The following is a 23,695-nucleotide window of genomic DNA, read 5'->3' as shown; positions in this document are numbered from 1 at the left end:
GCCGGGCGAAGGGCCATCCTCGCGCAACGACAGCCACTGCCGTGCCGGCTCCCGGCGCGAAAGGGCCTGTCGTCGCCTGCCGAACGACTGCTGCCTTTCGCGCGAGTCGCCGACCCGGCGGTTCGACGCTCGCTTGAAGGACATGCCGTGAACTGCCGAATACCCGCCGCCAGCACCCTTGCTCTTGCGCTGGCCTGTCACCCTCTCGCGGCGCTGGCCGAGGAGGCCGATGCCGCGTCCTCCGGCGAGCGCATCGTCGTTACCGCGCTGCGCACGCCGGTTGCGGCCGACCGCGTGGCCGACACCGTCACCGTGCTGGACGAGGCGCAGATCGTCGCCGCCCAGCCCATCGCGCTGACCGACGCGCTGCTGCGCACGCCAGGTATCAGCCTGTCGCGCAACGGTGGCTACGGCACCACCACCTCGCTGCGCATTCGCGGCGCCGATGCCGGGCAGACCGTCATGGTGATCGACGGGATGCGCCTGTCCGATGCCTCCTCGACGGCAGGGGGATACGGTTTCGCCAACCTGTTCGTCGACGATATCGACCGCATCGAGATATTGCGCGGACCGCAGTCCATCCTGTGGGGCAGCGATGCCATCGGCGGGGTCGTCAATGTCAGCACTCGCCGTCCGACCGAGCCGCTGGAAGGCAGCTTCGCGCTGGAGGCCGGAACTCACGATACTGTTTCGGCCCGCGCCGGGGTGGGAGGCACCTCCGAGGCGATCGACTGGCGGATTTCCGCCTCCCGCTTCACCACCGACGGCATCTCGGCCCGGTCCAACGGCACCGAGGACGATGGCTACCGGCGCAGTTCCGCAAGCGGCACCATGACCTTCCGCGTTGCGCCGGGCGTCTCGCTGGACCTGCGCGGCTACTGGTCGGATTCGAAGAACGATTTCGACGGCACCTCGGGCGATTCACGGGCCTATGGCCGGACCGGGGAATGGTCGGGCTATGCCGGGCTCAATTTCGAACTGGCGGGCGGCAGGCTGGCCAACCGCGTCGCCGTGCTCCAGACCGAGACCGACCGCGAAAACTACGACCCCGCGCGGACGATCCGCCCCATCACCTTCGACGCCCATGGCCGCGTGCGCCGCTTCGAGTACCAGGGCACTTACGCGTTCTCGGACGAGGTGCAGGCCGTGTTTGGCGCCGAGCGCGAGGAGCAGCGGATGACCACCGCCTCGCCCTCCAACAGCACGGCGGCCTATGTTCTCACCCCCACCACGGCGGATACGGACAGCGTCTACGGCGAACTGCGCCTGACACCGCTGGCCGGGCTGACGCTCAACGGGGGCGCGCGCTACGATCACCAGTCGCGCTTCGGCGGCAGCACGGTGTTCAGCGCGGGCGCGGTCTATACGCCCAACGCCGGCGCCACGGTGCTGCGCGCCAGCTATGACGAGGGTTTCAAGGCGCCCTCGCTCTATCAGCTGTTCAGCCTCTACGGCGCGGCCGATCTCAGGCCCGAGAAGGCCAGGGGCTGGGAAGTGGGCGCCGAACAGGGTTTCGGCGAAGTGCTGCGCATTTCCGCGACTTGGTTCGAGCGGGACACCGACAACCTGATCGATTTCGCCTATTGCCCGACCAGCGGCGCCCTGCCGGACGTGTGCTACGTTCCCGGCACCACGACATCGCGCTTCGGCTATTACGCCAACGTCAAGGCGAGCCACGCGCGCGGGCTGGAGCTGGCGGCTTCGGCCAGATGGGGCATCCTCTTCGCCCAGGGCAACTACAGCTTGATAGAGGCAGAGGACCGCACAGCGGGCAGCAGCACTTACGGCCGCCAGCTCCAGCGCGTGCCCCGGCACCTCGCCAATGCCGAGGCCGGCGTGGACCTGCCGCAGGGCCTGCGCGCCAGCGTGGCCGCGCGCTATTCGGGCGAGAGCTACAACGCCGCCACCGGCACCGCCATGCTCGGCGACTACTGGCTGGTGGACCTGCGCGCGCAGTGGCAGGTCAGGGAAGGCCTTATTCTTCAAGGACGTATCGAAAACGTGGGCAACGAGAATTATGAGACCGTGAGCGGCTACGGCACGCTCGGCCGCACCTTGTACCTCGGGCTGAGGAGCCGGTTCTGATGCTGCGCCCCGTCGAACCCGGTCCCGCCGTGCTGGTGTGCAGCACATGCCGTCACTCCGCCGAGGCACGCGATGACGAAAACGGCCAGCGCGGCGGTGCGCTGCTGGCCGAGGCCATGCGCGACGTGCAGGCGGCGGAGCCCGACCTGCAGGGCGTTGCCGTTCACGAGATGCCCTGCCTCTTCGCCTGCCAGCGCCATTGCACCGTGGCGATCCGGGCGCCGGGCAAGCTCGGCTATGTGCTGGGTGACTTCGCGCCGGACGAGCAGGCTGCCCGTGCGATCCTCGAATATGCCGTGCGCCATGCTGCCAGCGAGGAAGGCCAGGTGCCTTATCGGGAGTGGCCGCAGGGCGTGAAAGGCCACTTCATCACCCGCACGCCGCCTGAAGGTTTCATCTGCTCATGATCCGTTTCGCCGATCCTGCCGCCTTCGCGGCGTCACTCGCCCGGCTTCCCGCGCCCGATGCGGCGGCTACCGAGGCCGCCCGCGCGCGCAGTCGGAACTGACCAAGCCGCTGGGCTCGCTCGGCCGGCTGGAGGAGATCGCGGTGTTCATGGCCGGCTGGCAGGGCCGCGAACATCCGCGCGCCGATCTGATCCGCGCCGTGATCTTCGCAGGCAACCACGGCGTCGCCGCACGCGGGGTGAGCGCCTATCCGCCCGAAGTGACGGTGCAGATGGTCGCCAACTTCCGAGCCGGAGGCGCGGCGATCAATGCGCTGACCGCGGCCTGCGGGGCCGAACTTGCGGTGGTGCCGCTCGATCTTGACCGACCGACCGGCGACATCACCTGCATGCCCGCCATGAGCGAGGGGGATTGCCTGGCCGCGCTCAACGCCGGTGCGGCAGCGGTAGCGGCGGATACCGAACTGCTGTTCGTGGGAGAGATGGGCATCGGCAACACCACGCCTGCCGCCGCGCTCGCCGCGCAGGTCTTCGGGGGCGAGGCGGCGGACTGGATCGGGCGAGGCACCGGGCTCGACGATGACGGGCTGGCGCGCAAGGCCGCGGCGGTGGCGGCCGCGCTTTCGCTGCACGGCCGGCATTGCGGCACCGCCTTCGAGACCCTGCGCCGTCTCGGCGGACGGGAGATCGCCGCCATGGCGGGCGCGGTGCTGGCGGCGCGGCACTTGCGGGTGCCGGTCCTGCTCGACGGGTTCATCACTTGCGCGGCGATGGCGCCGCTGCTCGCCGACAATGACGCGTTTCTGGCGCACTGCCTTGCCGCGCACTGTTCGGCGGAGGCGGGCCATGCCCGCCTGCTCGATCGTTTCGGCCTCGATCCGCTGCTTCAACTGGGCATGAGGCTGGGCGAAGGCTCGGGCGCGGCGGTGGCGGCGCAGATCGTGCGTTGGCGCTCGCCGCGCACAATGGCATGGCGACGTTCGCCGAAGCGGCGGTTGCGGGCAAGGACGCGGGCAGGGACGCGGAAACGGCGCAGGCGTGAGCGGGATCCTCGTCCACCTGATGCGGCATGGGGCGCCGCAGGAGCCGGGCCTGCTGCTCGGCCACCGCGACGATGCGCCGACCCCGGCGGGCGTGGCGCGCTGCGTCACGCGTTCGGGCGGGCTGACGTTCGATCGGGTGATCTCTTCGGACTTGCGCCGGTCCAGCATTCCTGCCGCGCAGATCGCGGTCAGCCGCCGCCTGCCGCACGAACGCGATCCGCGCTGGCGCGAGATCGATTTCGGCGAATGGGACGGCCTTGCCCCCCAGCAGCTCGATCCGGCGGTGCAGGCGCAGTTCTGGGACGATCCGGAAACCCATGCCCCGCCCGGCGGCGAGCGCTGGTCGCAGCTTTGTGCCCGCGTCGGCGAGGCGCTGACCGGGATCCACGGCGCCAGCCTGATCCTCACGCATGGCGGCGCCATGCGGGCGGCTCTTTCGGTGCTGTTCGGGTTCGACCATCGGCAGGTCTGGGCATTCGAACTGCCCTATGGCGCGCTCGTCAGCCTGCGCATCTGGCCGGGGGAGAACCTGCCCGCCGCGCAGATCATCACGCTCGACAGCGGCAAGCCGGCATGAGGGGGCTGGTCCTCGCGCTCCAGTTCCTGACCCGGCTGCCGCTTCCGGCGGTCCAGGCCGATGCCGGTGATTTCGCGCGGTCCATGCGCTGGTTCCCGGTGGCGGGGCTGGCGGTCGGCGCGGCGGTGGCGGCGGCGTGGCGGCTGGGCATGTACACCGGCGACGCCTGGCTGGCGGCGCTGTTTGGCCTGGCCGGCTGGGCCGCGATAACCGGCGCGCTCCATCTCGACGCCTTGGCGACGTTGCCGACGGTGCGGGCGCGGCGCACAAGGATCGGGCACGCATGTCCGCCGTGATGGCGGACCCTCATGTCGGCAGCTTCGCGGTGGTTGCGGTGGTGCTCCAGCTGCTTGCCAAGCTGGTCCTGCTTCACGCGCTGGCGGCAGGGCACATGGCGGGGCAGATGACGGGGCAGGTGGGCGGAGCGGTGTGGGCGCTGGTGCTTGTCCCGCCGCTTGCGCGTATCGCACCGCTGGTGTGGACGCTCACGCTGCCGCCGCTGCACGAAGGGCTCGGCAGCCGGTTTCGCAGCGCCGTCGGCTGGGGGCATGTCATCGGCTGGAGCGTGGCGGCATTGGCCGCCGGGCTGCTGGTCGCGCCCGCACTGCTGGCGGTGTTCCTTGCGGTTCCGGCGTGGGGCTGGTGGCTGAAACGCCGGATCGGCGGCATTTCCGGGGACGGGCACGGGGCCGGGATCGAATTGGTGGAAACCGCCTTGCTCCTCGCACTGCTGGTGGTGCGATGAGCGGCGCCTTCATGTTCCACGGCGGCCGGGTGAGCGAGGCCGCCAGACTCTACGGCGGCGCGCCGAAGGACTGGCTGGACCTTTCCACGGGCCTCAATCCATTGCCCTGGCCCGCGCAGGCCCCGGTAGACTGGACCGCCTTGCCCGATCCCGATGCGCTGGCCCGCCTCGAAGCCGCCGCCGCCCGCCATTTCGGCGTGGAGCCCGGCCTGTGCTGTGCGGTGCCGGGCAGCGAAACCGCGCTGCGCCTGCTCGGAAAGGCGCTGGCGCTGCCGGGCCGGGCGCTGGTTCCGGCCTATCGCACGCACAAGGAGGCGTTCTTCCCGTCGCGTCCGGCGCAATTCGGCGAAGTGCCACGGGGGCAGGAGGTCTTCGTCATGGCCAATCCGAACAACCCTGACGGCGTGCTGCGCGCGCCCGAAGCGGTCATCGAATGGGCGAGGCACATCCACGAGGCGGGCGGATTCCTGATCGTGGACGAGGCTTTCGCGGATTGTCAGCCCGAGGCCAGCGTAGCCGGCGCGGTGGCACCCGGCTTCAGGATGATCGTGCTGCGCTCGTTCGGGAAGTTCTTCGGGCTTGCGGGATTGCGGCTCGGCTTCGTGCTCGGCCAGCCCGCGCTCATGATGCTGCTGCGCCAGATGCTGGGTAGCTGGCCGGTGCATTCGGCCGCGCTGGCGCTGGGCGAGGCGGCCTATGGCGACAGTGCGTGGATTGCCGAGACGCGGCGCCAGCTTCCGGTCCGCGCCGCGGCGCTCGATACGGTGCTGCGCCGTCACGGCCTTTCGCCCGAGGGCGACTGCCCGCTATTCCGGCTGGTGACGGGATGCGAGGGCAAGGCACTGTTCGAGCGGCTTGCCCGTGCGTGCATTCTCGTGCGGCCCTTCGCGGAACATCCCGACTGGGTGCGGCTGGGCGTGCCCGCCGATCCCGCCGCGCTTGACCGGCTTGGCGAGGCGCTGGCGTGATCGAGCCGGTCGGCTTTGCGGTCATGGTGCTGGAAGGCGGGCTGGGCTGGCCGGGGCGGCTCTACGGCCTGATCGGTCATCCCGTGGGCCTTTTCGCAAGGGTCATCACCGGCTGCGAGCGGAAGCTGAACCGGGCGGACTGGTCCGACATGGCGCGCCGGATCGCCGGGCTTGCGGCGATGCTCGGCCTGATCGGCATGGTATGGGCGGGCACCGCGTTCATCGTCTGGATCGTGCGCGGCATGGCGGGCGACTGGGCCTGGCTGCTGCTGGCTATCCTCGCATGGCCGGCACTTGCGGCGCGCAGTCTCGACGATCACGTTCGCCCGGTTCTCTCCGCGCTGGAGGCAGGGGATCTGGCCGAGGCCCGCCATGCGGTCGGCATGATCGTCGGCCGCGATACCGCAGGGCTCGACGAGGCGGGCGTGGTTCGCGCCGCGATCGAGAGCCTTGCCGAGAGTTTCTGCGACGGTGTGGCCGCGCCGCTGTTCTGGCTGCTGCTGGGCGGTGTGCCGGGGGGCTGGGCTTACAAGGCGATCAACACGGCGGACAGCCTGATCGGCCATCCCGAGCCGCCGCTGCGTGCCTATGGCTGGGCGGCGGCCCGGATCGACGATGCGGCGAACCTGATTCCGGCGCGGCTTGCGGGGGTGCTGATCTGCCTCGCCGGTGGCGGCGGGTGGCGGGTCATGGCGCGCGATCACGGACGCCATGCCTCGCCCAATGCCGGGTGGCCGGAGGCGGCGATGGCGGGCGTGCTGGGCGTGCGGCTCGCCGGGCCGATCATCTACGACGGTGTGCTTGCGGCCAAGCCCTGGATCGGGGAGGAGGGCCGGGAAGCGGGCGCGCGCGATCTGCGCCGGGCGCTGGGCATTTATCGCAGGGCCTGCGCCTTGCTGGGAATTATCGCGTTGGGAGTGGCATGGCTGGCTTGATGTTGCAGGGAACCGGCTCGGACGTGGGCAAGTCGGTCATGGTGGCGGGGCTGTGTCGGGCGCTGGCCAACCGCGGGCTCAAGGTCCTGCCGTTCAAGCCGCAGAACATGTCCAACAATGCCGCCGTCACGCCGGAAGGCGGGGAGATCGGGCGGGCGCAGGCGCTTCAGGCCCTGGCCGCGCGGGCGCCGCTCCATGTCGACATGAACCCGGTCCTGCTGAAGCCGCAGGCGGACCGGACCTCGCAGCTGGTCGTCCACGGCGAGGTGCGCGGCACGCTTGGCAGCGCCAATTTCCGGGAGGCGCGGCGGACCCTGCTGCCCGAAGTCATGGCAAGCTATCGCCGGCTTGAGGCGCGCTGCGATCTCGTGGTGGTGGAAGGCGCGGGCTCTCCGGCGGAGATCAACCTGCGCGCCGGGGACATCGCCAACATGGGCTTCGCGCGTGAGGCCGGGGTGCCGGTGGTGCTGGTCGGCGATATCGACCGGGGCGGGGTGATCGCGGCCGTGGCGGGCACGCGGGCGGTGATCGAGCCTGACGATGCCGCACAGATCCGGGGCTTCCTCATCAACAAGTTTCGCGGCGATCCGGCCCTGTTCGCCGATGGATACGCCGCGATCGAGCGTCTTTCCGGCTGGCGCGGCTACGGAGTCATGCCCTGGGCCGGCGCGGTCGGCCGGTTGCCGAGCGAGGACGCCGTGGTGCTCGAACGCGGGCTCGGCGGCGCCGGGGGCAAGCTGCTCGTCGCCTGCCCGATCCTGCCGCGCATCGCCAATTTCGACGACCTCGACCGCTTCGGCAGGAGTCCGGCGTGGACGTGGCGATGATCCCGCCCGGCACGCCGATTCCGGCCGAAGCGGCGCTCATCGTGATTCCGGGCTCCAAGGCGACGTGGCGGACATGGCATTCCTGCGGGCCGAGGGCTGGGACATCGACGTGCTTGCCCATCACCGGCGCGGAGGCATGATCCTGGGGATCTGCGGGGGCTACCAGATGCTGGGGCGCAGCATCGCCGATCCGCTCGGTATCGAGGGGGCGGCGGGCGAGATCGCCGGTCTGGGCCTGCTCGACGTGACGACCGTGCTCGGGGATCGCAAGGCCCTGCGCGAGGTTTCCGGCACCGCGCTGGGCAAGCCGCTGACCGGGTTTGAAATGCACCTGGGGGTGACTGAACGACACCGGGCCGAACCTTTCGCCATGCTGGGCGGCAACCGGCCCGACGGCGCTGTCGATGCAAGCGGAATGGTGATGGGAACGTACTGCCACGGCTTGCTCGCCTCCACCGATCTGCGCGCCGAACTGCTTGCGCGCCTCGGCGCGAAAAGCGACCGGCGCGATCATGGAGCCGGTGTCGATGCCGCGCTCGACGAACTGGCCGCCGGGATGGAGCGCCATCTCGATATCGACGGCCTGCTGGCCCTTACGGAGTATCGCGCATGACCAGCACATTCGTTCTCGGGGGCGCGCGGTCGGGCAAGAGCCGGCACGGGCAGGCTCTGGTCGAGGGGGTTCCCGGCCGCCTGGTCTACATCGCTACCGGGCAGGCGCTCGATGACGAGATGGAGGCGCGGATCGCCCGGCACCGCGAGGATCGCGGTCCGCGCTGGTCGACGCTGGAGGCGCCGATGGAACTTGTCGAGGCGATCTTGAAGGCGGCAGGGGAAGCCGACGCCGTGCTGGTCGATTGCCTGACGCTCTGGCTGTCGAACCTCATGCTGGCGGAAGCGGCAGTGCAGCCGCGGTTCGATGCGCTGTGCCGGGCTATCGCCGACTGTCCCAAGCCGCTGGTGCTGGTGGCGAACGAGGTCGGGATGGGGATCGTCCCCGAGACCTCGCTGGGCCGGCGTTTTCGTGACGAGGCGGGGCGGCTCAACCAGCAGGTCGCGGCAACCGTGGATCATGCCGTCCTGGTCGCGGCGGGGCTGCCGCTGGTGCTGAAGTAGCCGGCAAGGAAAAAGCCGCCCCTTTCGGGGGCGGCTTTCCGGTTTTCAGGCAGGCTTTTTAGAAGTCCATCCAGTCATCGGCGGTGGCGAGCGCTTTCAGCGGCTTTCGCGAGGCCATCGTCTGGATCGGCGCGCTGGCCGGGATGCCGGTTGGGATGCTGGCCGAGCTGCTGACAGGCACGGGGCGGAGCGCCGGGCGCAGGCCCTGCGGTTCGTTGCCGATGCGGAACATCGCGGCGCGGTCCGACAGCGAGGTGACCTCGCTGTTGAGGTTGCGCGCCGCCGCCGAGGTTTCCTCGACCATCGCGGCGTTCTGCTGGGTGGCCTGGTCCATCGTGCCGATCGTGGCGCTGATCTGGGTGATCGTCGAGGACTGGGCCTGGTTGTCGCTGGCGATGTTGCTCAGCAGCGAGTGCACTTCGGTGACGTCGCCCGAGATGTTCTGCAGGGCGCCGTCCACGCGCTGGACCGCTTCCACGGCGGTGCCGATGTCGGTCTGGGTCGCGGTGAGCTGTTCGCGGGCGCGCTTGGCTTCCTCTTCCGAGCGCATGGCGAGCGCCGAGACGAGATCGGCCACGACCGCGAAACCGCGACCGGCATCGCCTGCGCGGCCCGCCTCGACGGCGGCGTTCATGGCAAGGACGCGGGTCTGGAAGGCGATCTTGTCGAGCCCCTCGATCACCGAATCGATGCCCTTGGCGCTTTCGCTGACGCGGCCCATGGCCTGCACCGCCTCGTCGGCGATGTCGCGGCCGGAACCGACCACGGTCATCGCCCCGTCGGCGCGCTGCACGGTGCGTCCGGCGCGGCGGCGGTGGCGCGCAGGCGCTCGTCCATCTGGGTGATCGCGGCCGAAGTCTCTTCGAGGCTGGCGGCGTTGCTCTCGGTGCGGCGGGCGAGATCTTCGGAGGCCTGGGCGATCTCGCTCGAGCCGGTGCGGATGGCGACGGCGCTTTCGGCGACGGCGCCGATGAGGTCGCGCAGGGCGCCGAGGGCGGAGTTGAAGTTGCTCTTGAGTTCGCCGTAAGCGGGGGGGAACTCGGCGGAGATGGTCTGGGTGAGGTCGCCCTCGCTGATCGCCTGGAGGCTGCCGCGCAGGGTGGAGGTGACGACTTCCTGTTCGCGGGCGGCCTTGGCGTCGATCTCGGCGCGGGCCTCGGCGGCGGCGCGGAACTGCTCGACGGCGCGGCGATCTCGCCGATCTCGTCATGGCGCTCGCGATAGGGAACATCGGCGCGCCCGCCTTCCGCCAGCGTCGTGGTGACATCCGCGATACGGCTCATCGGCGCGGCGACGGTGCGGTTGATGAGCAGCCAGATGAACACGATCAGGCCCATGCCGACAATGGCAAGAGTGGCCGAAAGGTAGATCGCCACGTCCGCGGTGTGCGCGCCTGCCTCGGCGGCAATCTTGGACCGCTGGCGCGACTTCTCGATCAGGCCTTCGGTCTGGGCGATCATGTCGTGCGAGGCGACTTTGCCCTCGTTCTTGATGAGGCCCATCGCACCGTCGAAATCACCCTTGGTGCGCGTTTCGAAGATATGGTCGTTGATCTTGTTGAGCGCCACGGCGCGTTCGCGCATCTGGTCGACGTCGGCCTTGAAATCGTCTCCGGCCACTTCGGCATAAGCGTTCACCGAGCCGATCAGCTTGTCCTCGCCTTCCTTGAGGCGGTCGCGCAGCTTGGCGGCGTCCTCGGCGGAATTGGCGTTGTAGTAGCTGTAGACGACGATCCGCAGTTCCTTCACGTCGCTGATGAGATCGGCGAGGCGGGACATGCCTGCAAGACCGCGCTCGACATGCTGCTGCGCGATGGAATTGAGTTCACGGGTTGCGAAGAACCCGTTGATGCCGACCACGGCAATGATGATGTTGATGATCGAAAAGGCCGCCCACAACTTCTTGGGCAACCGCCAATTGTTCAGAAAATCAAGCATTTGTATTCCAGTTCCTGCTTGGGGGGTCGGTCCCGCCATGGGCGCGCCATTATCATTATAGTTCGGCGGGTGAATCGCTGGTCCCGGATTCCCGGAAAACTGCGGGTTCCGGGCTATCTCCAGGGTCCGCCCGGCTGCCTGTCCATGGTGTTTGCCGATCTCAGGAATTCTGGCTCCTGCGCTTTCGACCTCACCCCGGTTCATGCTCCCCGAAACGACAGAAGGCCGGGATGGTGAACCATCCCGGCCTTCCTGACGATTGGCCTCCCGGCGAACCGGGAGACCATCGATCCTCCGATTAACGGAAGAGCGACAGGATCGTCTGCGGCGCCTGGTTGGCGATCGACAGAGCCTGCACGCCCAGCTGCTGCTGGACCTGAAGGGCCTGAAGGGTCGCCGATTCCTTGGCGAGGTCGGCGTCGACGAGGTTGCCCACGCCGGTCGTGACCACGTCGGTCAGCTTGCTGTTGAAGGTCTGCTGACCTTCGAGCTGGCGCGAAGCTGCACCCAGATCGCTCAGGCTGTCCTTAACTTCGTCGAAGAAAGTGTCGAGCTTGGTCGAAAGGGCGGTGGCTGCGGCAGCGCCGGTTGCCGAGTCGGCATCGTTCAGGGCAGTGATGTCGGTGTCGGTACCGGACGCACCGAAGGCCGTGTCGGCCTTGGTGGTGAAGCCCTGGTTCGCAACCGTCAGGGTAGCTGCACCCGAAGCGATCGACTGGAGAGCGCTGACGTTGCCGTCGGTGGCTGCGGCAGTGCCCTTCAGCAGGTTGGTGCCGTTGAAGTCCGAACCGTCGATGATCGTGCCGATCTGGTTCTTCAGCGAAACCAGGTCCTTCGAGATCGCGGTACGGCTTTCGACGTCGAGACCAGTGTCCGAAGCCTCGAGGGTCTTCGACTTCATCTCGTTGAGCAGGTCGGAGATCTGCTCTGCACCGGCAACCGCAACGTCCGTGACGCTCTTGGCGTTGTTGAGCGAGGAGGTAACCGCGCTCAGCTTGCCGAGGTCGCCGCGAAGGGTCTGGGCCACGGTGTACTTCGCCGAGTCATCCTTGGTCGAAGCAACGTTCAGGCCGGTGTTGATGCGGCTCTGCGTGGTTTCCATGCCGCGGTTGGTCGAGTTGAGGCTCTGCAGAGCCGCCATTGCGCCAGCATTGGTGTTAACCGAAAACGCCATTGTATCATTTCCTTCTAGAATTACAGGCCGGTTCTGCGGCCAGACGGCAGATCACGCTGCCATGCGTGCAGCAGGAAATCTTCCGGCTGCGATTTCATTCTAGGAAGTTCGAAAACAACTGCGGGCGATGTGCCGAAAATATTTTCGGAGTTTACAGTGAATATAGGGTCGGTTTGAAACCGTTATTGCAGATGTGCGAAAACCCCTCCGGCCAATGCCGGAGAGGCCATGCATTTTCGCAATGGACTGCGCTCAGAACGGGAAGAGCGCGTCGTAGATCTGTTGGCCCCAGCGTGCCTGCTGTGCATCGGTAAGCTGGCCGCGTCCGCCGTAGCTGATGCGGGCCTCGGCGATCTGGGAGTGCTTGATCGAATTGTCGCGCGCGATGTCCTCGGGCCGGATCACGCCGGTGACGACGAGTTCGCGCAGTTCGTAATTGACGCGCACTTCCTGCTTGCCGCGAATCTGGAGATTGCCGTTGGGCAGCACGCCGACGACGGTGGCGGCGACCGTCATGTTGATCTGTTCGCTCCGGGTGGTGTTGCCGATGCCGGTGGCGCTGGACTTCGAGTCCGTGCTGACGAGGTTCCCCGGATCGGGGCTGCCGGGCAGGATCTTGGGAATCTGGCTTTCGAGCCCCAGCAGCGCGGCGATCCCGCCGGTCTCGCTGCCGTTGCGGGTGCGGGTGGTCGAATTGGCGACCTGGGCGTTGTCCGCGATGTTGATGCGGATCGTCACGATGTCACCCACGCGGGAGGCGCGCTGGTCGCGGAAGAAGGCGCCGCCACCGGTGCGGAACAACGAGGCGCCGCGCGCCGCGTCCGCCTGCGGGGCATCGCCGCCCGCCAGCGCCCGGTCATCGACGGAGTGATTGCCGAGCGAGGGCTGGAGGCGCGGGGCGACCGGGCTTTCCGCTTCCGACATCTTCGGCGCCTTGCCGACGTTCTTGAGCCGTCCGATCGAACCGCAGCCTGACAGCAGGCTGGCGGCGAGCAGCGCGGAAACGAACGGCGTGAAACGCGATTTCATGAGCTTGCCTCCTTGGGCGCAGGGCTGGGTACCGCTGCGCCGCTTATTGGACCGACATGCGGACATCGCCGCTGCCTTCGGCCACGGCATCCAGCGTGCGGTTGGTGGCGAGGTTGAGCACGCGCACCTGTTCGCCCTTGGCGCCGTCGCTGAGCGCGCGGCCCGCCGAGGTGATCTTGAGGCCGCCGGAAATGAGCGAGATCGTCACCGCCTCGCCGCGCCGCACGAGGTGCGGGGCGGTGAGGTCGGTGGCGCGCACGGGCGCTCCGGCGTTGAGACGGCGCACCGCTTCCTGCCCCGCCGCTTCGGCCGGGCTCAGCGCGTTGCGGGCCACTGCCGGCAGCACCGGCGCGGTGACGAAGTCCGCCTTCGAGAGCACTTCGCCGCGCTCTACGGTGCGGGCGAGAACCGGCGCGGGTTCGCCGGCCGGAAGCGCCGGGGCACTGGCCAGCGCGGGGGCGAGGAGGAGAGCGGTGAGCATGGTCTCAGCTTATCTGCGTGGAGGTCTGGAGCATCTCGTCGGCGGTCTTGAGCACGCGGCTGTTCATCTCGTAGGCGCGCTGCGCGGTGATCAGCGAGGTGATTTCCGAGACCGGGTTGACGTTCGAGGCTTCGACGAAGCCCTGGCTCAGGGTGCCGAAAGCGGGCTGGCCCGGCGTCGAGACGGTCGGCTGGCCGGAAGCGCTGGTTTCGAGGTAGAGGTTGGACCCGATGGCTTCGAGGCCGGCCTCGTTGATGAAGGTCGCCAGTTCGAGCTGGCCCACGGTCTGCAGTTCGGTCTGCCCGGCGATCTTCACCTGCACTTCGCCCGACTTGGAGACGGTGACGCCCAGCGCGCCCTGCGGGATCGTGATGTCGGGCTGGACGCGGTAGCCGTCGGTGGTGACGAGTTCGCCCTGGTCCGAAAGCTGGAACGAGCCGGCGCGGGTATAGGACAGGTCGCCCGAGGGCATCATGACCTGGAAGTAGCCCGGGCCGTCGATCGCCAGGTCGTAGCTGTTGCCGGTGTTGGTGAGGGCGCCCTGCTCGGTGATGCGGTACACGCCGCCGGTCTTCACGCCGGCGCCGATCTGGATGCCCGAGGGAACCCGCGTGCCGTCGGCGCTGGTCGCCGCGCCGGGGCGCGAGACCTGCTGGTAGAGCAGGTCCTGGAATTCCGCGCGCTGGCGCTTGAACGCGGTGGTGTTCATGTTGGCGATGTTGTTCGAGATGACATCGACGTTGGTCTGCTGCGCGAGCATGCCGGTCGAAGCGATGGAGAGCGAACGCATGATGGCTCCTTCGTGAAAATGAGGTGGGACTGTGCGGGGGTCAGCTTACGCGGCTGAGCCGGTCGATCGCGCGCTTGCGCATGTCGTTGAGGTCGGCGGAGAGGCGCTGGCTGGTCTGGTACGAGCGGAGGATCTCGACCATGTTGGTGGTCTCCTTGATCGGCTCGACGTTGGAGGCCTCGACCCCGCCGGTCTTGAGCTTGGTCTGCGCGGCGGCGAGGAAGCGGCCGCCGGTGCCGGTAAGCATCCCGTCGCCGCGCGGTTCCAGCATGTTCTCGTCGGCGAAGCTGGTGACGGCGAGACGGCCGACCTGGGCGCCCGCGGCCATGACCGAACCGTCCTCGGTGATCGACACCTGGTTCATCTGGTCGGCCGGGATGGTGATCGGCTGGCCGTTCTGGTCCAGCAGGCGCTGGCCGCCGGAACTGGCCAGTTCGCCGGTGCTCAGGATCTTCACGAAGCCTGCCCGCGTATAGGCGACGCCGCCTTCGGGCGTTTCCACGTTGAGGTAGCCCGGCCCGTCGATCATCACGTCGAGCGGGTTGCCGGTAGACTGGAACGCGCCTTGCGCGGTGTCGTGCACGGCGCCGAAGTCGAGCACGAACGAAGTCTTGCGCGCATCCTGGACGGGCGCATCCTTCACGGTCTCGACATATTCGTGGAACAGCGCCTGCTCACGCTTGTAGCCCACGGTATTGGTGTTCGCCATGTTGTTGGCGGTGATGTCGAGCTGCCGGCGCAAGGCCTGCTCGTGGCTCAGCAGAACGAAGGAGGATACGTCCATTCCAGCACCTTGCGAAAAAGTTCTCGATATTCGGCGCTAGGCAGATTTTGCCGCGCGGCTTTCCTATAATAGAGGCGAAATCGCGAAAGCGGATGCGCGGACACCATTTCGGTGAGGGGGCGCATCCCGACAGCCAAGGGGATGAAAGTGTCCAGCGACGACGTGATCGACGTGACGCCGGTCGATGTGCCGGAGCCCAGGAAGCCCGGGCGGAAAATGCTGGTGATCGGCGGAGCCGCGGTTCTGGCCCTGCTGGCCGGTGGCGGCGGGGCCTGGTGGTTCATGCGCGGCGGCGACGACGGCGCCGAACATGAGGCCGCCGCAGAGGCGCCGGCGGGTGAAGGCGGTGCTTCATCCTATATCGAAGTGCCGCCGATGATCGTGAACCTGCGCGGCGGAGACAGCCAGGCGCGCTTCCTCAAGCTGCGCTTCATCATCGTCGCCGCCGAGGGCAAGGCCGACAAGGTCAAGGAAAAGCTGCCGGTCGTGCTCGATGCACTGCAACCGTTCCTGCGCGAACTGCGGCCTGACGATCTCAACGGTTCCGCCGCGGTGTTCCGCATCAAGGAAGAGATGATGACGCGTTCGACCCAGGCGCTTGGCGCCGGCATGGTCAAGGACGTGCTGATCCAGGACCTCGTTCAGCAATGATGGACGATTTCGACGACTTCATCCTGCCCGATCCGCCCAAGATGGGCGCGATCAACGACGATACTTTCGATCAGGCCGGCATCGACGCCCTGTTCGGGTTCGACGGTGACGCGCCGGTCCAGCCCAAGAGCGGGCTGAAGGCGGTGATCGAATCCAACGTCATCAGCCATGAACGGCTGCCGATGCTGGAAGTGGTCTGCGAACGCATGGTGCGCGCTTTCGCCACCAGCATGCGCAACCTCACCTCGGATGCGATCGACGTCAGCCTGGAGGAAATCACCTCCACCCGCTTCGGCGAGTTCATGAACCACGTGCCGCTGCCCGCCATGTTCGGCGTGTTCCAGGTGACGGAGTGGGAGAACTACGGCGTCGTCACGGTCGATTCCGGCCTGATCTACGCGGTCGTCGATGCCCTGCTGGGCGGGCGCAAGGGTACGCGCCCGATGCGGGTGGAAGGCCGCGCCTTCACCACCATCGAGACCATGCTGGTCTCGAAGATGGTGCAGCTCGCGCTTGACGACCTGTCGCAGGCGTTCGAGGCGATCGAGCAGGTGAACATGGTGGTCGAGCGCATGGAATCGAGCCCGCGCTTCGCCGCCATCGCCGGACCCAGCAACATTGCCGCGGTCGCCACTTTCCGTGTCGACATGGAAGGGCGCGGCGGCAAGTTCTCGGTCCTGCTGCCCTATGCCACGATCGAGCCGGTCCGCAACAAGCTGCTCCAGCGCTTCATGGGCGAAAAACTCGGCCGCGATCGCATGTGGGCCACGCATATGGCCAGCGAGCTCTATAATACCGAAGTCACCGTCGATGTCGTGCTCGGCGAAAAGCTGATGAGCCTGCGCGACGTGATGAACCTCAAGGTGGGGCAGACGATCGCCCTCAGCCACAGCCCGAACGACGCGCTCCAGGTCCATTGCGGCGGCGTGCCGCTGGGCCGCGCTCACATCGGCCAGCGTTCGAGCAATATCGCCATCCGCATGGCCACCGACATTTCCAAGGGGTATCCGAAATGACCTTCACCACCGTGATCAACGTCGCGCTGATCCTGCTCTGCGTCTCCGTGCTGGTGCAGAGCGCCCGCATGAGCCGCCGCCTGCGGATCATGCGCGATACCCAGCTTGCCGACAGCGTGACCCAGATCGACCGTGCGACCAACCAGGCCCGCATCGTTCTGGGCGATCTCAAGCGCGTGCTGGCGACCGACGGCAAGGCCCAGGCCAGCGCCATCGCCGCCGCCGAGGAAATTCGCGACGAACTCTCGCTGATGGTGGGTATCGGCAATGCCGTGGCCGACCGTATCATGGATGCCGCCGCGCAGACCCCCAGGGTCGAGGAAAAGGCGCCGAAGAAGCGTGCGCCCGCCAAGCCGCGCACGGCCGCCAAGACCGCCGCCAAGCCGGCCAGCCGCGCCAAGGCCGCCGGTCGCACCGTCAAGACCGATGCCGAGAAGGTCGTTGCCGGCATCCTCGAGGCCGAGAAGATCGCGGCGCCCGCTCCGGCCCGCACGCGTTCGCGCCGCAAGGTCGCAGCGGCGGCCAACGATGCGGTTCGCGGCGACACCACCGGCGTGGTCCGCGACATCGCCACGGCGCGCGCTTCGCGTGAAAGCGCGGTTGCATGACGCTTTCCGCCCGGCTTGGAGGCGCGCTGTCGCCTCTTCGCTCGCTCACCCAGCCATCGCGGCTGATCTTCGCGGTCGCCGGGGCGGCGGCGGTGGCCAATGCCATCGCCCTTGCCGCGCCGCCGGCCGATGCGGGGAAGGGCGATTCCGGGCGTCTCGGCGCCTCGCTTCAGGACGCGACCTCGCAGCGCGACCGCGTGCTGGCGGCCGAACGCCGCAAGCTCGAAATGCGGGAGCAGGCGGTCAAGGCGGGCGAGACGCGCCTTGCCGGCCAGATGCAGCAGAACCAGGCCGCGCAGGGCGGGCAGCAACCCGCGGGGCGTAACGGCGCGGCCGAGCCCGACGTGCCTTACGACAATCTGGCGCGCATCTACCAGACGATGAAGCCCCAGCGCGCCGCGCCGATCCTCGAGAAGCTGGACATCGAGGTCCAGACGCAGGTGGCCAAGCGCATGCGCGAACGCGCCACCGCGCAGATCATGGCCTACATGACTCCCAGCGCGGCCGTGGAGCTTTCCATGGCGATGGCGGGGCGCAAGGTCATCAAGGCTCCGGCCGCCGCCGCCGCGCCGATGCGCGGAAAGCCGCGTCCGCAGGCGCTCGCTTCGGGCGGGAAGCCGCAAGGGGCGGGACCAGCCGCACAGTAGGACGGCGCCTCCCTTTTTCGAAAGCCGCTCCGAAACACGAAAGCCCCCCCGTCCGGTCTGACGGGCGGGGGGCTTTCGTTTGTGGGTCAGGCGGTGCGGCCGGGGGCGGGCTTCAGGATTCGGTGGCTGAAACCTTCACGATCAGGACCTTCTCGATCCCCGCGTCGAGCCGCTTGATCGGGGGGGACATCATCGCCGAGAGCCGCGCGACGTTGACGGGCGTGAACGGCGAGGCATGGAGCCGCGCGAATTCGATCGCCGCCGCCAGCGAGGCCGCACGCAGTTCCGGCATTCGCTTCGCCAGTTCGGCGGCGCTTTCCGCCGATTTGGTCTTCACCACGATCGAGACGTGCAGCACGCCGTCGATGCGGCCGCTGTCGATGATCGGGGCGTCGATGTCGTCCATCGCCAGGAACGAGGGGTCCGGTGGGGGGAGAGGATCGGCCTTCTTGTCCTCTGCATGAGCGGAGGCGGCAAGGCCGAGCGTCACCGCAAGCAGTGCCGCGAGGGTCGTTGCACTGCGGCAGGAGGCGGGACGGGGCATTCGGCAACTCCAGATCGGGTCCGGCGTGCGCGGACGCCTTGCGGTTTGTCCTTCTATAATAGGATGAAACCTCAGGAGTCAGGTCCAGATGAGCAGCGATCAGCGTCCGGCCAAGGTCAGGGTGTTCTCTTCCGGCGTTCCGGAGCGCAATCCTGCGGCTGCCAACGCGCCAGGGGCCTCGCCTGCGCGCCGTCGGACGGACAATGTCCAGCTTGCCGGAGTGGACAGCGGCACGGCGGCCAGGCCGCGCGAGGGCGGCGGGCTGCTCTGGGCGGCCGGCGCGGCCCTGCTGTTCCTGCTCGGCTGCCTGCTGGGCGGGGCCCTGTTCACGATGTCGGTCATGTTTCCCGGAGCCTTGATGTGATTCTTACTCGCCTGCTGGCGTCTGCCGCGCTCATCCCGGGCGCGCGCTCGTGGCCGCGCCCACCGTGAACGCGCCCGTTACCAGCGCCACGGCCGCACCCATGCGCGTGCCCGAGCCCGCGCGGCCGGCACTGCCGCGCCCGCCGCGTCTGCCGGGCTTCGCCGCCGACCTCGCGCAGCAGCCCGCCATCGTCGGTCCCGCCGCCTGGGGCAGGATTTCGCAAGACGATGCGTGGATGCGCCTCTCCCGCGCGCCGCAGCCCGAGCGGCAGCAGGCGCGCTGGAACTATGCCCGAAGCCTGATCGGGCAGGAGCGCGGGGCAGAGGCGTTCGGCGTGCTGGAAGTCATGCGGCAGGACGATCCCGACCTGGAGATGGTCGATACCTACCGGCTGGCGCAAGGGGCGGCGCTGACCCTGCTCGGCCGTTATCCCGATGCGCTCGCCTCGCTCGGCGCGGCGGGGCTGGGCACCAATCCCGAAGCCTGCGCCTGGCGCCTGAGGGCGCTGGCGCAGAGCGCTCTGGCCGATCAGGCGCTGGCGCAGCTCGACTGCGCGCGGGGCGCGCTGACCACGCCCCGGCCCAAGGCTTTCGTGCTTGCCGCCGCCCGTGCCGCTGTCGAGGGCGGGGCACCGGCCAAGGCGATGCAGTGGCTCGCCCCGCTGCCGGATCGCGATCCGGCGGCGAACCTCTACCGTGGCCGTGCCGAACTGGCGCAGGGCCATGCCGACGAGGCGCGGCTGCGCTTCGCCCGTGTCGAGAAATCGGGCACGATGGAGCAGCGCATGGACGCGCGGCTGAGCGAGGTGGAAGCCGAAGTGGCGCACCACACCGTCGGCCCCGAGGCGGCGCTCAAGCGGCTCGATGCGATCCGCTATGCCTGGCGCGGCGATGCCATCGAGGAGCGGGCGCTGCGGCTCACCTACAAGCTCTACGATGCGCGCGGAGACCTTACCGGGGCGCTGGCGGCGGGTTCGGCCCTGTTCCGCTATCATGATGCAGGGCAGCAGGGCGCGGACTTCCTTCCCGGCCTGCGCGCCAAGCTGGCGACCGCGCTGGACCCTGCGCGCAAGCTCCCGCTCGACAAGGCGGCCGGGCTTTACTGGGACTATCGCGACATTGCGCCGGGCGGGGCCGAGGGTGACCTCATGGCCAGCCACCTGGCCGAGCGGCTCCAGCAGGCAGGGCTTTACGAGCGCGCGGCGGACCTGCTGTCCTACCAGCTCTTCGTCCGTGCCGGCGATCTGGCGCGCGGCCCGCTCTCGGCCCGCGTGGCGACGCTGTTCATCCTTGCCGGACGGCCCGACCGTGCGCTCGATACCCTGCGCAAGTCCGAGGATCCTTCGCTGCCGGATGCCATGATCGCCGCCCGCAAGCGCGTGGAGGCCGCGGCGCTCAGCCAGATCGGCCGCATCGACGAGGCCATGGCGGTGCTTCAGGACGTGCCTTCCGCCGATACTCTGCGTGCCGAGATCCTCTGGAAGCAGCGGGACTGGGCCCGTTATGCGGAGGCTTCGGCGGGCTCCCTGCCAAGCGGCCGGGCGCTGGACACAGTGGGTCAGGCGGTGGTGCTGCGTCACGCGATCTCGTTGGCCATGCTCGGCCGCGAGGAAGGCCTTGCCGGGCTTCATGCACGCTATGCGGCGGCGTTCCGGGGCCTGCCCGCCGCGCCGGTCTTCGAAATGCTGACAGGGCGCCCGGAGGAGGCCACCGGGCCGAACCTCGCGCGGGCCATGGCCGCCATGCCTTCGGCCAGTCCGGCAGGCGAGTTCGCCGACCTGCTCGAACGCGCGCCGGGAAGCGCGACCAAGGGATAGGGCGCGCCGGTCTTTCCGCGTGACGTTGATCGCGCAGGACGGGCAAACGAAAAAGGGCGCCGGGATCGAAATCCCGCGCCCTTTTTGCTGTCCGCGTTCCTGCCCGATCAGGTCAGGAATTTCGCCAGGGACATGCTGGAGAGCTGCGCGAAGACCGAGTAGCTCGCTTCCAGGATCGTCTGGCGCTGGGTGATGTCGATCGCCACCTGGCCGAGGTCGGCGTCTTCCACCGAGCCGATCACTTCGGTCAGGAGGTTGGCGCGGTCGACGGCGCGGTCGTTGAGGGTTTCCACCTGGTTCTGCTTGCGGCCGTTCTCGGCATTCACCGCGCGCACGCTGACAAGCCCGGTGTCGAGTTGGTCGATCGCCTGCTGGATCGCCACTTTCTGCGCATCGGTGAGCTTGTCGCCGTAAGGCCCTGCTTCGGCGAGCGTGCGGAAGGCGGGGATCAGGCCGGTGCCCACGTCGCTGGCGACGATGCCGTATTCCACGTCCACGCCGTCACCCATGCGGCTGGACTGGCGGACCTGGTCGTTGGTGAAGGCGTCGGCCGCGTCGAGGCCGATGGTGTCGTTCAGCGTCTTGGGCGCGAAGGGCTCGTCCGAGGTCTGCGACCCGGCGAACAGGGGCACGCCTGCCTCCTTGGCGTTGAGCGCGGTGCGCACGCCGTTGAAGGCGCCTTCGATCATCGACTGGATGCCGGGGGAATCGCCGGTGCCGATCGCCGTCATCAGCTGTTCCTGAAGGTCGGAAAGCGAGCTGTCGATCTGGTTGAGGTTGGCATCGTACATCTGCAGCGTGGTGGTCACGCGGCTGGAGATGTTCTTGTAGGACTGCTGCTGCGCCAGCATCGAGCGGGCCGAGAGCGTGCGCACCGCGTCGAGGCCGAGGCCGGCGTAGTCGGTGGCCTTCTTGGTCGATGCGAGCTGGAGCTGGCTGTTTGCAAGGCTCGCCTGCGAGCGCTGGATCGCGCCCGAAAGCGTTCTCTGCAGGGGGATGGTCGCAACGCGGGTCATCTGGAGGTCCTTATCTCAGCATACCGATCAGGGTATCGTACATTTCCGAGGCGGTGGTCATCACGCGCGCCGCAGCCGAATAGCTGTTCTGGAGGATGACCATCTGCGCCAGTTCCTCGTCGACGTTGACGCCGGAGTAGCTGTCGCGGCGGTCGAGCGCGTCGCTCAGGCGCGCGGAGGCATCGGTTGCGGCGGTCTTGGCCAGCGAGGCTTCGGAGCCCGCGCTGCCCAGCAGGCGATTGGCGAAAGTGTCGATCGTCGCAGTGCCGTTCTTGCCGAAATCGACAAGGCCGGAAAGCGCGTCGACGAAGGCGGTGGCGCCGCGGATATCGCCCGAACCGATCGCCTTTTCGCCAACGGCCGCATCGAGTTGCAGGCGCGCCAGCGGCAGCTTGGTGGTGTCGGACAGGACGCCGGGGCTGACTTCGGCCTTGTTGAGGCCGCTGGCCGCGCCGGTCAGCCCGGACAGCGCCGAAAAGGACAGGCCGGTGCCGTTGCGGTTGGTCGAATCCGAGGGGATCGAGATTGTCGAGCCCGAAGCGCTGGCGGTCGGCGTGAAGGCCATGCGGCCCTTGTCGTCGAGCGCGAAGCTGCCGAATGCCGCGAGCGGGCTGGCATTGAGTTCGGTCACGAGGTCGCCGAACGTCGAGCCGACCGATCCGGTCATGGTATAGTTGGCGAGGATCTTGCCGGTCGGGTCGCGCAGCACGATCTGCGCGGTTTCGCCGGTGCCGAAGCCGTGGGGATCGCTTTCGGTGAAGCCCGAAGGCGCCAGTGCGCTGCTGTCCGAGCGGACCAGGTTGTTGAGCCCGAAGAACTGGGAGAATCCCACGCCCGCACGGTCGCTGGGGGTGTCGGCATCCTGCGCCACCGCCACGCCGTTGGCGCTCGATGCGGCGCTGAACGAAAGGACGCCGTTCACGAAGCTGGCGGTGGCATCGGGCGAAAGCTGGGCGTTGATGGCGGCAACCGCGTCATCGACGGTGGCAGTGGGGCCGAGCGCGTCGAAATCGATCGTCGTCTTGGAAACGAGCGTGCCGTCCTTGGCGACAACCGCGAAGGTCGCCTTGCCGGTGAAGCCGAGCCGGTCGCTGCCGATCAGGCCGTTTTTCTCGCCGGTCAGCGTCTGCGGCGGCGGCATCGTCGTGCCTTCGTTCGAGGCCTTGTTCAGCGTTTCGGCGAGGCCGGAGAACAGCTGCCCGAGCTGTTCGGAGAAATTGGGAAGCGCGCGGTCGCGCATGTCGATGAGGCCGCCCAGCTTGCCGCCGATCGCGGTGGAATCGATCTTTTCGCCGGTGGAGGCGCCCATGGTGCCGTTGTCGGAGGCGAAACGGATGTCGATCGCGGGGTAAGTCGCCTGCGAAGCGCCTGCGCCGGACGGATAGCTGAGCTGGCGCAGCCGCTTGTCGAGCAGGACCTGGCCGGATGCGGTGTCGATGGTGACGCGTCCGTCGGACTGCTCGCGCACGGTGACGTTCATCAGCCCGCTGAGTTCTTCCAGCGCCGACATGCGCTGGTCCGCCGGACCCGCGGTGCTGCGCCCCAGGCCCTGAAGGCTGGCGACTTCGTTGTTGAGGTCGTGAATGCTCTGGAGCAGCACGTTCACGCGGTCGACCGTGTAGCCGACTTCGGTCTCGACATCGCCGCGCAGGTTCGAGACATCGTCCTGCAACTGGTTGAGGGTGTCGATCGTGTCGGCGACATTGCCGGTGAACAGCGCGACCGATTGCGCCGAGCCCTGCAGGCCGGCGATCTCGTTCACCGAGGACGTGATGGCGCTGAGGCGGGCGGAAAGGCCGGACGAGGAATCGGAGGAGCCGAGCAGCGCCTGCAGGCGGTCGAGATAGCCCGACACCGCTTCGGTGCGACCGGCATTGCCCGCGCGCTGGTAGACCGCGTTCTCCAGGAACTTGTCCGCCACGCGCGAAGGCTCGCCTATGATGACGCCGCTGACACGGCCGCCGGCCACGCCGGTGCTGAGCGAAACCGCCTCGCGGGCATAACCGGCGGTGCCGACGTTGGCGACGTTGTTAGAAACCGAGCGCATCCCCGCCTGAGAGGCCGCAAGACCGGACATGGCGGAATTGAGGATTTCATTCAGGGACACTGGCTCGGTTTCCTATCAAGTCGTCGTTC

General features: G+C 68.2%; 21 protein-coding genes and 4 pseudogenes. 15 read left to right on the top strand and 10 right to left on the bottom strand.

What is annotated here, in order from left to right:
- Positions 1-147 precede the first annotated feature (147 nt).
- From ADT71_RS14710 to cobU, 9 genes and pseudogenes are all read left to right on the top strand, one after another.
- Positions 148-2,085 carry a TonB-dependent siderophore receptor gene (locus tag ADT71_RS14710; RefSeq protein WP_054437956.1) on the top strand — a complete coding sequence of 646 codons (1,938 nt, stop codon included), beginning with the start codon at positions 148-150 and terminating at the stop codon, positions 2,083-2,085.
- On the top strand, positions 2,085-2,492 hold the full coding sequence (locus ADT71_RS14705) for a DUF1636 domain-containing protein (RefSeq protein ID WP_054437954.1): 408 nt from the start codon (positions 2,085-2,087) through the stop codon (positions 2,490-2,492). The genes ADT71_RS14710 and ADT71_RS14705 overlap by 1 nt, the downstream gene beginning before the upstream one ends.
- Positions 2,489-3,533: pseudogene (gene cobT, locus ADT71_RS30395) on the top strand (nicotinate-nucleotide--dimethylbenzimidazole phosphoribosyltransferase). Before ADT71_RS14705 ends, cobT begins: the two are co-directional and overlap by 4 nt.
- Positions 3,530-4,111 carry a histidine phosphatase family protein gene (locus tag ADT71_RS14695; protein ID WP_054437949.1) on the top strand — a complete coding sequence of 194 codons (582 nt, stop codon included), beginning with the start codon at positions 3,530-3,532 and terminating at the stop codon, positions 4,109-4,111. The pseudogene cobT and the gene ADT71_RS14695 overlap by 4 nt, the downstream one beginning before the upstream one ends.
- A pseudogene (locus ADT71_RS14690) lies at positions 4,108-4,856 on the top strand (adenosylcobinamide-GDP ribazoletransferase). Before ADT71_RS14695 ends, ADT71_RS14690 begins: the two are co-directional and overlap by 4 nt.
- The gene (locus tag ADT71_RS14685) at positions 4,853-5,824 is read left to right on the top strand and encodes a threonine-phosphate decarboxylase (RefSeq protein ID WP_054437947.1); all 972 of its coding nucleotides are present in this window, start codon (positions 4,853-4,855) and stop codon (positions 5,822-5,824) included. Before ADT71_RS14690 ends, ADT71_RS14685 begins: the two are co-directional and overlap by 4 nt.
- Positions 5,821-6,759, top strand: coding sequence for an adenosylcobinamide-phosphate synthase CbiB (gene cbiB, locus ADT71_RS14680; RefSeq protein ID WP_054437945.1), 939 nt, complete (start codon positions 5,821-5,823; stop codon positions 6,757-6,759). The genes ADT71_RS14685 and cbiB overlap by 4 nt, the downstream gene beginning before the upstream one ends.
- Positions 6,747-8,199 (top strand): annotated as a pseudogene (locus ADT71_RS14675) (cobyric acid synthase). Before cbiB ends, ADT71_RS14675 begins: the two are co-directional and overlap by 13 nt.
- Positions 8,196-8,702 carry a bifunctional adenosylcobinamide kinase/adenosylcobinamide-phosphate guanylyltransferase gene (cobU, locus tag ADT71_RS14670; RefSeq protein WP_054437943.1) on the top strand — a complete coding sequence of 169 codons (507 nt, stop codon included), beginning with the start codon at positions 8,196-8,198 and terminating at the stop codon, positions 8,700-8,702. Before ADT71_RS14675 ends, cobU begins: the two are co-directional and overlap by 4 nt.
- Before the next feature lie 58 nt (positions 8,703-8,760).
- Here the strand turns inward: cobU and ADT71_RS35760 are convergent, their stop codons facing one another.
- From ADT71_RS35760 to ADT71_RS14630, 7 genes and pseudogenes are all read right to left on the bottom strand, one after another.
- Positions 8,761-9,495, bottom strand: coding sequence for a methyl-accepting chemotaxis protein (locus ADT71_RS35760; protein ID WP_054437941.1), 735 nt, complete (start codon positions 9,493-9,495; stop codon positions 8,761-8,763).
- Between the two features lie 658 nt (positions 9,496-10,153).
- A pseudogene (locus tag ADT71_RS35755) lies at positions 10,154-10,639 on the bottom strand (MCP four helix bundle domain-containing protein); the annotation flags it as partial.
- Positions 10,640-10,937: 298 nt separating this feature from the next.
- A complete protein-coding gene (locus ADT71_RS14650) occupies positions 10,938-11,813 on the bottom strand; it encodes a flagellin (protein ID WP_054437935.1) in 876 nt (291 codons plus the stop codon).
- A gap of 252 nt (positions 11,814-12,065) precedes the next feature.
- Positions 12,066-12,842, bottom strand: a complete 777-nt coding sequence (gene flgH, locus ADT71_RS14645; RefSeq protein WP_054437934.1) for a flagellar basal body L-ring protein FlgH — start codon at positions 12,840-12,842, stop codon at positions 12,066-12,068.
- A 43-nt stretch (positions 12,843-12,885) separates the two neighbouring features.
- Positions 12,886-13,323 (bottom strand): flagellar basal body P-ring formation chaperone FlgA, encoded by a 438-nt coding sequence (gene flgA, locus ADT71_RS14640; protein ID WP_054437932.1) that lies wholly within the window; start codon positions 13,321-13,323, stop codon positions 12,886-12,888.
- A gap of 4 nt (positions 13,324-13,327) precedes the next feature.
- Positions 13,328-14,113: a flagellar basal-body rod protein FlgG gene (gene flgG, locus ADT71_RS14635; protein WP_054437930.1), complete on the bottom strand. Its 786-nt coding sequence runs from the start codon at positions 14,111-14,113 to the stop codon at positions 13,328-13,330.
- A gap of 40 nt (positions 14,114-14,153) precedes the next feature.
- Positions 14,154-14,897: a flagellar hook-basal body complex protein gene (locus tag ADT71_RS14630; protein WP_054437928.1), complete on the bottom strand. Its 744-nt coding sequence runs from the start codon at positions 14,895-14,897 to the stop codon at positions 14,154-14,156.
- Positions 14,898-15,044: 147 nt separating this feature from the next.
- Between ADT71_RS14630 and ADT71_RS14625 the strand changes: the two genes are divergently transcribed.
- The 4 genes from ADT71_RS14625 to ADT71_RS14610 are packed head-to-tail and all read left to right on the top strand — an operon-like array spanning position 15,045 to position 17,819.
- Positions 15,045-15,548 (top strand): flagellar basal body-associated FliL family protein, encoded by a 504-nt coding sequence (locus tag ADT71_RS14625; protein WP_054438003.1) that lies wholly within the window; start codon positions 15,045-15,047, stop codon positions 15,546-15,548.
- Positions 15,545-16,564: a flagellar motor switch protein FliM gene (gene fliM, locus ADT71_RS14620; RefSeq protein ID WP_054437926.1), complete on the top strand. Its 1,020-nt coding sequence runs from the start codon at positions 15,545-15,547 to the stop codon at positions 16,562-16,564. Before ADT71_RS14625 ends, fliM begins: the two co-directional genes overlap by 4 nt.
- Positions 16,561-17,172: a DUF6468 domain-containing protein gene (locus ADT71_RS14615; RefSeq protein ID WP_054437923.1), complete on the top strand. Its 612-nt coding sequence runs from the start codon at positions 16,561-16,563 to the stop codon at positions 17,170-17,172. The genes fliM and ADT71_RS14615 overlap by 4 nt, the downstream gene beginning before the upstream one ends.
- On the top strand, positions 17,169-17,819 hold the full coding sequence (locus ADT71_RS14610) for a MotE family protein (protein WP_231635892.1): 651 nt from the start codon (positions 17,169-17,171) through the stop codon (positions 17,817-17,819). Before ADT71_RS14615 ends, ADT71_RS14610 begins: the two co-directional genes overlap by 4 nt.
- Positions 17,820-17,931: 112 nt before the next feature.
- On the opposite strand, the gene ADT71_RS14605 is transcribed toward ADT71_RS14610, so the two are convergent.
- The gene (locus ADT71_RS14605; protein WP_231635891.1) at positions 17,932-18,363 is read right to left on the bottom strand and encodes a hypothetical protein; all 432 of its coding nucleotides are present in this window, start codon (positions 18,361-18,363) and stop codon (positions 17,932-17,934) included.
- A gap of 88 nt (positions 18,364-18,451) precedes the next feature.
- On the opposite strand from ADT71_RS14605, the gene ADT71_RS14600 reads away from it, so the two are divergent.
- Both ADT71_RS14600 and ADT71_RS14595 read left to right on the top strand, forming a co-directional pair.
- Positions 18,452-18,727: a hypothetical protein gene (locus tag ADT71_RS14600; RefSeq protein ID WP_054437921.1), complete on the top strand. Its 276-nt coding sequence runs from the start codon at positions 18,452-18,454 to the stop codon at positions 18,725-18,727.
- A 49-nt stretch (positions 18,728-18,776) separates the two neighbouring features.
- Positions 18,777-20,543, top strand: a complete 1,767-nt coding sequence (locus ADT71_RS14595; protein ID WP_054437919.1) for a hypothetical protein — start codon at positions 18,777-18,779, stop codon at positions 20,541-20,543.
- Positions 20,544-20,650: 107 nt separating this feature from the next.
- On the opposite strand, the gene ADT71_RS14590 is transcribed toward ADT71_RS14595, so the two are convergent.
- Together ADT71_RS14590 and flgK are read right to left on the bottom strand one after the other, a co-directional pair.
- Positions 20,651-21,559 carry a flagellin gene (locus tag ADT71_RS14590; RefSeq protein ID WP_054437917.1) on the bottom strand — a complete coding sequence of 303 codons (909 nt, stop codon included), beginning with the start codon at positions 21,557-21,559 and terminating at the stop codon, positions 20,651-20,653.
- 10 nt (positions 21,560-21,569) lie between these two features.
- Positions 21,570-23,666: a flagellar hook-associated protein FlgK gene (gene flgK, locus ADT71_RS14585; RefSeq protein WP_054437915.1), complete on the bottom strand. Its 2,097-nt coding sequence runs from the start codon at positions 23,664-23,666 to the stop codon at positions 21,570-21,572.
- Positions 23,667-23,695: the final 29 nt, after the last annotated feature.

The organism is Novosphingobium sp. ST904, assembly GCF_001298105.1.
GTDB lineage: Bacteria > Pseudomonadota > Alphaproteobacteria > Sphingomonadales > Sphingomonadaceae > Novosphingobium.
Note: the sequence above shows the minus strand (reverse complement) of the source record. Positions and strands in the feature narration are given on the sequence as shown.